Below are 8,168 nucleotides of genomic sequence, written 5' to 3' on the forward strand. Positions count from 1 at the left end.
GTCAAGGGACGGTGACCGGCGAGCGCACCCCGTTAGAGAGCCACACGACACGTCGCGGGCAGGCACCTCTAGAACGAACTCGCCGGCCACCTGACTCCAAGCCTGGCCGGGCTGGAGCTAGCAGGATTCAACAGGTAGGCAGCTCTGTCAGACGCACGCGGATCGGCTACGGAAGTTCGGTGACGTTCAGGCGGACAAGCCGATTCGCGACATCCCTGGCACTGGATACCTCAACCACGGCTATCTGGTGGTCCCCGTGCCATCGGAGCTTCGCTACCTCGTTGACGGAGAGACGTCCGCAGGCGAGCACCGGTTTGTCATGGCCCGTCACCTCGGTCGTCCCTTGCGGCCGGACGAGTCGGTACACCACAAGAACGGCGATCGGCTCGACAATCGGCTCGAAAACCTCGAGCTCTGGTCCCGCTGGCAACCTTCCGGGCAACGGATCTCGGACAAGGTGCAGTACGCCGTCGAGATCCTCAGGCGGTATGCGCCCGACCTTCTCGTTAAACTGGAGTAAGTTAATACACGTAGTCCCGAAGGGATTTGAACCCTCGCTACCGCCTTGAGAGGGCGGCGTCCTAGGCCACTAGACGACGGGACCAAATGAAAGTGAGTCGCTGACTAACTTCCGCTGGGGTACCAGGACTCGAACCTAGACTAGCTGAACCAGAATCAGCCGGGCTGCCAATTACCCCATACCCCAATCACTCCCTCGCGGAAGCGCTGACCACTCTAGCCCAGCGCCGATTCCAGCCTGGCCAGCGTGACGTCGCGACCGAGCAGCTCGATCGACTCGAACAACGGCGGCGAAACCGTCGATCCCGTCACCGCGACCCGCACCGGACCGAAGGCGCTGCGCGGTTTCAGCCCCAGACCGTCGACGAGTGCACCGCGCAGTGCCGCCTCGACCTTCCCGGCGTCGAACGGCGCGACATCTCGAAGCGCCGCGATCGATGCCTCGAGGACCGGTCGCGCATCGGCGCCGAGTTGCTTTGCCGCTGCGTCGGGATCGATCTGGAAACCATCCCCCACGACGAGGAACTGCAGCATCTCGCTCGCCTCGCGCAAGGTCGACATCCGCTCCTGCACCAGCGGCGTCGCCCGTCGTACCAGCTCCGCCTCGGGGCCCGCGGCTCCCATATAAGCCACGAGCCGCTCGGCCAGCTCATCGATAGTGAGCTCGCGGATGTAGTGACCCGACATCCAGCGCAGCTTCTCGACGTCGAACACCGGGCCGGCCGGGTTCACCCGCGCCCAGTCGAACGTCTCGACCATGTCCTCGAACGAGAAGATCTCTCGGCCGTCCGGCAGCGAGTAGCCCATCAGCCCGAGGTAGTTGCGAAGCGCTTCCGGCAGGAAGCCCTCTTCGACGAACCAGGTCAGCCGCGCCGCCGGGTTGCGGCGCTTCGAGATCTTCGACTTGTCGGCGTTGCGCAGCAACGGCATGTGCGCGAACCGGGGCGGTTCCCAGCCCATCCACTCGTAGATGAGGACGTGCTTCGGCGTCGAAGCGATCCACTCCTCGCCGCGCACCACGTGAGTGATGCCCATGTCGTGGTCGTCGACGACGTTCGCGAGGTGATAGGTCGGAAACCCGTCCGCCTTCATCAGCACCTGGTCGTCCGGCCGCGGCGCGCTGACCTCGCCCCGGATCAGGTCGTCGAAGCTCAGAGAGACGTCATCGGGGATCAGCATGCGCAGCACCGGCGGCTCCGAGAAGCCGGGCAACGCCGCCCGCTCGTCCCGCGTCTTGCCGAGACACAGCCGGTCGTAGCCGGTGGGCAGCTTCGCCTTCTGCTGAGCCGTCCGCATCTCGGCCAGCCGCTCGGCGCTGCACCAGCAGTGGTAGGCGTGGCCCGAAGCCAGCAGCGCATCCGCGACCGGGCGGTAACTGTCCAGCCGCTCCGACTGACGGTACGGCGCATGCGGGCCGCCGATGTCCGGCCCCTCGTCCCAGTACAAGCCGAGCCAGTGCAGCGTGTCGTACACCTGCTGCTCGCTGTCGGCGCGGAAACGTGCCCGGTCGGTGTCCTCGATCCGCAGGATGAAACTGCCGCCCTGCTGGCGCACGAAGGCCAGGTTGAACAGCGACATGTACGCCGTACCGACGTGCGGGTCACCTGTCGGAGACGGCGCAACCCGGAGCCGGACCGTCATCGCGCGACGACCGGGTTGGTCAGCGTCCCGATGCCCTCGATCGTCACGCTGACCTCGTCACCCACCCGCATCGGGCCGATCCCGTCCGGTGTGCCGGTGAGGATCACATCGCCCGGCAGCAAGGTCATGCACGCGGTGATGTAGGCGATCAGCGCCGGGATCCTGTGGACGATCATCGAGGTTCGCGAGTCCTGCTTCACCTCGCCGTTGAGCTCGGTCCGGATCGCGAGATCGCTCGGGTCGAGTGCGGTCTCGATCCACGGTCCGAGCGGGCAGAACGTGTCGTACCCCTTCGCCCGCGACCACTGCCCGTCGGTCCGCTGCTGGTCGCGAGCCGTGACGTCGTTGGCGCACGCGTAGCCGAGCACCACCTCCATCGCGCGATCCTCCGGCACGTCCCGGCACAACCGGCTGATCACCACAGCGAGCTCGCCCTCGTAGTCGACCCGCTCCGAGGACGGCGGCAGCATGATCGTGTCGCGATGACCGACCACGGCGGTCGACGGCTTGAGGAAGATTAGCGGCTGCTCCGGTACGTCGCCGCCCATCTCGGCCGCGTGCGAGGCGTAGTTCTTGCCGATCGCCACCACCTTGCTCGGCAGCACCGGCGCGAGCAGGCGAAGGTCGGGCAGCGCGAGCTTGACGTCGGTGCGCTCGATCGGTGCGAACGGATGCCCGGCGATCGGCGTGACGACCTCGTCCTCGACGACGCCGAACGCGACACCTTCACCGTAGGAGAACCGCGCGATCCGCATCCGGACGAGCCTAGTGTCCCGCTGTTGAGGGCCGGTCAGGCGAACGCGAGCAGGTTCAGCGCCTCGAGGTCCTCCTCAGACGGCACCCACGCGCCGGCGGCGGCGTTCGCCACGACCTGCTCCGGCTTGGTCGCGCCGGCGATGACCGAGCTGACCGCCGGCTGGGCGGCGAGGCCGCCGATCGCAACGTCCAGCATCGAGAGGTTCCGCTCGTCGGCGTAGCGCTGGATCGCCTCGACCTGGTCGAAGCGATCATCGGTGAGCCAGCCATCGCGGGTCGCCAGCCGGGTTCCGTCCGGAGCCGCCTCGCCGCGGCGGTACTTGCCGGTCAGCAGCCCGTTGGCGAGCGGGAAGTAGGGCAGCACTCCGAGCCCGAACCGCCGGCACGCGGGCACCAGCCCGTTCTCGATCGCGCGCTCGATCAAGCTGTAGTGGTTCTGCGCGCTGATGAACGGCGTAAGACCAGATGTCCGCGCGATCCAGTCGGCGTCCGCGACCTGCCAGCCGGCGAAGTTCGAGCAACCGACGTATCGGACCTTGCCTTCGAGGACGAGCTCGTGCAACGCCGCCAGCGTCTCCGCGATCGGCGTTTTCGGGTCCGGAACGTGGAACTGGTACAGGTCGATCCAGTCCGTCTTCAGCCTCCGGAGCGACGACTCGACCGCCTTGCGGATGTAGCGCCGCGACCCGCGGGCGTCCCAGTCGGGCCCGAGCGCTCCGTTCATCGACATCCCGAACTTCGTCGCCACCACGACGTTCTCGCGCTCGCTCCCGAGTGCCTCGGCGAGAAAGTCCTCGGACTGCCCGTACGTGTCGGCGGTGTCGAACAGCGTGACGCCGGCATCCAGTGCCGCGCGTACGACGGCCTTCGTCTGCTCGAGGTCGATCCGCCGGCCGAAGTTGTTGCAGCCGAGGCCGACCACCGAGACCACCAGTCCGGACTCGCCCAGCCGGCGCAACCGCATGTCACTCATGATCGCCAGCGTAGGGCGTCACTCGATCCCGGCCACGGCCAGCAACCCGAACGTGTACGCATCGTCGAGCGCCTCCCACGACGCCGCGATGACGTTCTCGTTCACGCCGACCGTGTCCCACTCCCGGTGGCCGTCGGAGGTCCGCACCAGCACCCGGGTGACGGCGCCCGTCCCGTGGGCGCCTTCGAGAATCCGCACCTTGTAGTCGACCAGCTCGAAGCTGCCGAGCTGGGGGTAGAAGCGCTCGAGCGCGAGTCGCAACGCCATGTCGAGCGCGTTGACCGGGCCGTTGCCCTCGCCGGTCGAGACGATTCGCTCCCCCTTGACGTGGATCTTGACCGTCGCCTCGGACGTCATCTGGCCGTCCGAGCGCCCGTCGCTGATGACCCGGTACGACTCCAGCGCGAACGGCCGCTGGCGGCCCGGGTCCACCTCGTGACGGAGCAACAGCTCGAACGACGCCTCGGCCGCCTCGAACGAGTACCCCTCGGCCTCCATCGTCTTCACCTTGTCGATGACCCGGCCCACGACCTCCTTGTCGGCGTCGATGTTCAGCTCCCGCGCCTTGAGCTCTACGCTCGCCCGCCCGGCCAGCTCCGAGACCAGGATCCGCATGTCGTTGCCGACCACGGCCGGATCGGTGTGCTGGTAGAGATCCGGATCGACCTTGAGCGCCGAGGCATGCAGGCCGGCTTTGTGCGCGAACGCGCTCGCGCCCACCCACGGCTGATGGTCGTCGGGGGTGATGTTCGCCAGCTCGGCGATCGCATGGCTGACCCGAACGAGCTCGGCGAGCGACCCTTCCGGCAACACCTTGCGCTCGAGCTTGAGCTCGAGCCCGGCAACGATTGCGAACAGGTCGGCGTTGCCGGCTCGTTCGCCGTACCCGTTGGCCGTGCCTTGCACGTGGGTCGCGCCCGCCTGGACCGCGGCGAGGGAGTTCGCGACCGCGCACGAGGTGTCGTCGTGGGCATGGATGCCGACCCGGGCCGGCGTGCCGAGGTATCGGCCGACCACCTCGTTGACCACCTCGGCCAGCTGGCCCGGGAGCATCCCGCCGTTCGTGTCGCAGAGCGCGACGACCTCGGCGCCCGCCTCTGCGGCGGCCTCGACGACGGCCAGGGCGTACGCGCGGTCGAGGCGATAGCCGTCGAAGAAGTGCTCCGCGTCGAGGAACACCCGCCGGCCCTCGTCCCGCAGGAGCCGGACCGTGTCCCTCACCATGGCGAGGTTCTCGTCGAGCGTGGTGCGCAGGGCCCGCTCGACGTGGCCGGTGTGGGACTTCGCCACGAGGGTCACGACAGGGGTCTGCGCGTCGAGCAGCGCTCGTACCTGCGCGTCATCGGCGGCGGCCACGCCCGGTTTCCGGGTGGCGCCGAAGGCAGCGAGTACGGCGTTGCGCAGCGGGAGGTCACCGGCAGCAGCCCGCTCGAAGAACGCCTTGTCCTTCGGGTTGGCGCCCGGCCAGCCGCCCTCGATGTAGCCGACGCCGAGCTCGTCAAGGCGCGCGGCGACGGCGAGCTTGTCGTCGACGGAAAGCGACAGCCCTTCCATCTGCGACCCGTCGCGCAGCGTCGTGTCGTAGACGTGAAAATCGGTGGCGGCGGACACGGGGTTTCCTCTCGGTTCCAACAGAAAACCCCCCGGCCCGGATCGGGCAGCGAGGGGTTGCGCGTCGGCTCGGTATGGCTAGCCGACGCGCTCGCAAATGATCGTGATGGTGCTCATCGCCTTCCAGTCTTCGGCAGGCCGTGGCCCGCGGTCAAGCCTTCGACTCAGCAGACCTTGTGCATCCAGCCGTGCGGGTCGGGTCCGCGGCCGTGCTGGAGGTCGACCAGCGTGCTGCGGATGGCATCCGCCACCGGAGTCGCTGAGGGCATCGTGACCTCGCCCTCGCGCCAGCGCAACGAGCCCACCGACGTGATCACCGCCGCGGTGCCACAGGCGAACGCCTCGGCGATCGCGCCCGACTCGACGCCCTTTCGCCACTCGTCGATGTCGATCCGCCGCTCTTCGACCTCGTGGCCCATTTCCGCCGCGAGGGTCGCGATCGTGTCGCGGGTCACGCCTTCGAGGATCGTGCCGGTGAGCTCCGGCGTCACCATCGTGCCGTTGTCGAGCACGAGCCAGAGGTTCATGCCGCCGAACTCCTCGAGCCACCGGCGTTCGACGGCATCGAGGAAGAGCACCTGCTCGCAGCCGTGCGCGATCGCCTCCTGCTGCGCGATCAGGCTGGCGGCGTAGTTGCCACCACACTTGGCCGCGCCCGTGCCGCCCGGCGCCGATCGGCTGTAGTCCTCGGACAGCCAGATGGACACTGCATGCGATCCGGCGGCGAAGTACGAGCCGGCGGGCGAGGCGATGACCATGAACAGGACATCGGTCGCCGGCCGAACCCCGAGCCCGACCTCGGTCGCCACCATGAACGGTCTGATGTAGAGGCTGTCGTCGCTTCCGGTCGGCACCCACGCGGCGTCCAGGGTGATCAGCCGGTCGCAGGCCGAGACGAAGTCGTCGACCTCGAGAATGGGCAGCGCCATGCGTTCGGCAGAGCGCTGGAAGCGTGCGCCGTTTACCTGCGGGCGGAAGGTGGCCACACCGCCGTCGGGCTGTCGGTAGGCCTTGAAGCCCTCGAAGATCGACTGGCCGTAATGAAGGATGTGCGTCGCGGGGTCGATCTCCAGCGGGGCGTACGGGCGTACCCGTGCGTCGTGCCAGCCGCGCTCCGGTGTCCAGCGCACCGTGACCATGTGGTCGCTGAACACCTTGCCGAACCCGGGCGCCTCGAAGATCTCGGCGAGGCGCTCGGGCGTGGTCGGAGACGGCGTCGGCTCGACGCTGAATTCGAGGCCCATGGATAGAGGTTAGGCGAGCCGCGCCGCGATCGCATCACCGATCGCCGAGGTACGCCGGCCCGGTCCCGCCGGGTGATCGGCTCGTTCGGCGAGATCGGCCGCGACCGCCGCCTCGACCTTCAGCGCCGCCGCGTGCAGGCCGAGCGAGTCGAGGAGCATTGCCACGGACAGGATCGTCGCGGTCGGGTCGGCGACCCCTTGCCCGGCTATGTCCGGGGCGCTGCCGTGCACCGGCTCGAACATGCTCGGCGCCGTGCCCTCGACATTGAGGTTGCCGCTCGCAGCGAGCCCGATGCCGCCCGCGATCGCCGCGCCGAGGTCCGTGATGATGTCGCCGAACAGGTTGTCCGTCACGACGACGTCGAACCGCTGGGGCTGGGTGACGAAGTAGAGGCAGGCGGCGTCGACGTGCGAGTAGTCGACGGTGACGGTCGGGAAGTCTGTGTGCACCGCCTCGACCGTCCGCTGCCACAGCGAACCGGCGTGGGTGAGCACGTTGGTCTTGTGCATGAGGGTGAGGTGCTGACGAGGCCGGGCGGCCGCGCGGGCGAACGCGTCACGCACGACCCGCTCGACGCCGTACCTCGTGTTCACGCTGTCCTCGGTGGCGATCTCGTACGGCGATCCCTTCCGGAGCGCGCCGCCGACGCCGACGTACGGTCCCTCGGTGCCCTCGCGGACCACGACGATGTCGATGTCGCCGGGCTTAACCCCGGCAAGCGGCGTCGCTACGCCCGGGTAGAGCTTGACCGGCCGCAGGTTGACCGCGTGCTCGAACGCGAACCGCAGCTTCAGCAGCAGGCCGCGCTCGAGGACACCGGAAGGCACGCTCGGGTCGCCGACCGCCCCGAGCAGGATCGCCTCGTGACCGCGCAGCTCCTCCAGCACCGAGTCGGGCAAGGTCTCACCGGTCCGGTGCCAGCGCGCTGCGCCGAGGTCGTAGTCAGTGGTCTCGATCGTGACGCCGTCGGCCTCGGCCGCCAGCCGCAAGACCTTCAGGCCCTCGGCAACGACCTCGGGACCGATGCCGTCCCCGCCGATGACCGCAACCGGACAGCGACTCCCCACGGCGAGCGAGGCTAGACCACGCGGGCCCACGAGGGTCCGCCGCGGCACCTATGGGCCATGCGTGTCGCCCTGGCAACCCCTATGGGCCATGCGTGTGGCGCGGCGCGACACCTATGGGCCATGCGTGTCGCCCTGGCAACCCCCATGGGCCACGCGCGTGGCGCGGCGCAACCCCTATGGGCCATGCGCGTGGCGCGGCGCGACACCCATGGGCCATGCGTGTCGTCCAAGCAACCCCCATGGGCCATACGTGTGGCGCGGCGCGACACCCATGGGCCATGCGCGTCGCCCTGGCAGCCCCCATGGGCCATACGTGCGGCGCGGCGCGACACCTATGGGCCATGCGTGTCGCCCAA

6 protein-coding genes and 2 tRNA genes are annotated in these 8,168 nt (G+C 68.6%); all 8 read right to left on the bottom strand.

Annotated features, from left to right (window positions below; genetic code table 11):
- Positions 1-531: 531 nt before the first annotated feature.
- A tRNA-Glu gene (locus VME70_16830) sits at positions 532-604 on the bottom strand.
- A 30-nt stretch (positions 605-634) separates the two neighbouring features.
- A tRNA-Gln gene (locus VME70_16835) sits at positions 635-706 on the bottom strand.
- A gap of 29 nt (positions 707-735) precedes the next feature.
- Entirely contained in the window at positions 736-2,160 is a 1,425-nt protein-coding gene (gene gltX / locus VME70_16840; GenBank protein HTW21862.1) for a glutamate--tRNA ligase, read from the bottom strand.
- Positions 2,157-2,915, bottom strand: coding sequence for a fumarylacetoacetate hydrolase family protein (locus tag VME70_16845; protein HTW21863.1), 759 nt, complete (start codon positions 2,913-2,915; stop codon positions 2,157-2,159). Before VME70_16845 ends, gltX begins: the two co-directional genes overlap by 4 nt.
- A gap of 35 nt (positions 2,916-2,950) precedes the next feature.
- Positions 2,951-3,889: an aldo/keto reductase gene (locus VME70_16850; protein HTW21864.1), complete on the bottom strand. Its 939-nt coding sequence runs from the start codon at positions 3,887-3,889 to the stop codon at positions 2,951-2,953.
- A gap of 18 nt (positions 3,890-3,907) precedes the next feature.
- Entirely contained in the window at positions 3,908-5,500 is a 1,593-nt protein-coding gene (gene cimA / locus VME70_16855) for a citramalate synthase (GenBank protein HTW21865.1), read from the bottom strand.
- Between the two features lie 164 nt (positions 5,501-5,664).
- Positions 5,665-6,744 (bottom strand): branched-chain amino acid aminotransferase, encoded by a 1,080-nt coding sequence (locus tag VME70_16860; protein ID HTW21866.1) that lies wholly within the window; start codon positions 6,742-6,744, stop codon positions 5,665-5,667.
- Between the two features lie 9 nt (positions 6,745-6,753).
- Complete coding sequence (locus VME70_16865) at positions 6,754-7,812, bottom strand: 3-isopropylmalate dehydrogenase (GenBank protein ID HTW21867.1); 1,059 nt, start codon at positions 7,810-7,812, stop codon at positions 6,754-6,756.
- Positions 7,813-8,168: the final 356 nt, after the last annotated feature.

The sequence above is a fragment of the Mycobacteriales bacterium genome, from assembly GCA_035504215.1.
In the GTDB taxonomy this organism is placed as follows: domain Bacteria; phylum Actinomycetota; class Actinomycetes; order JAFAQI01; family JAFAQI01; genus DATAUK01.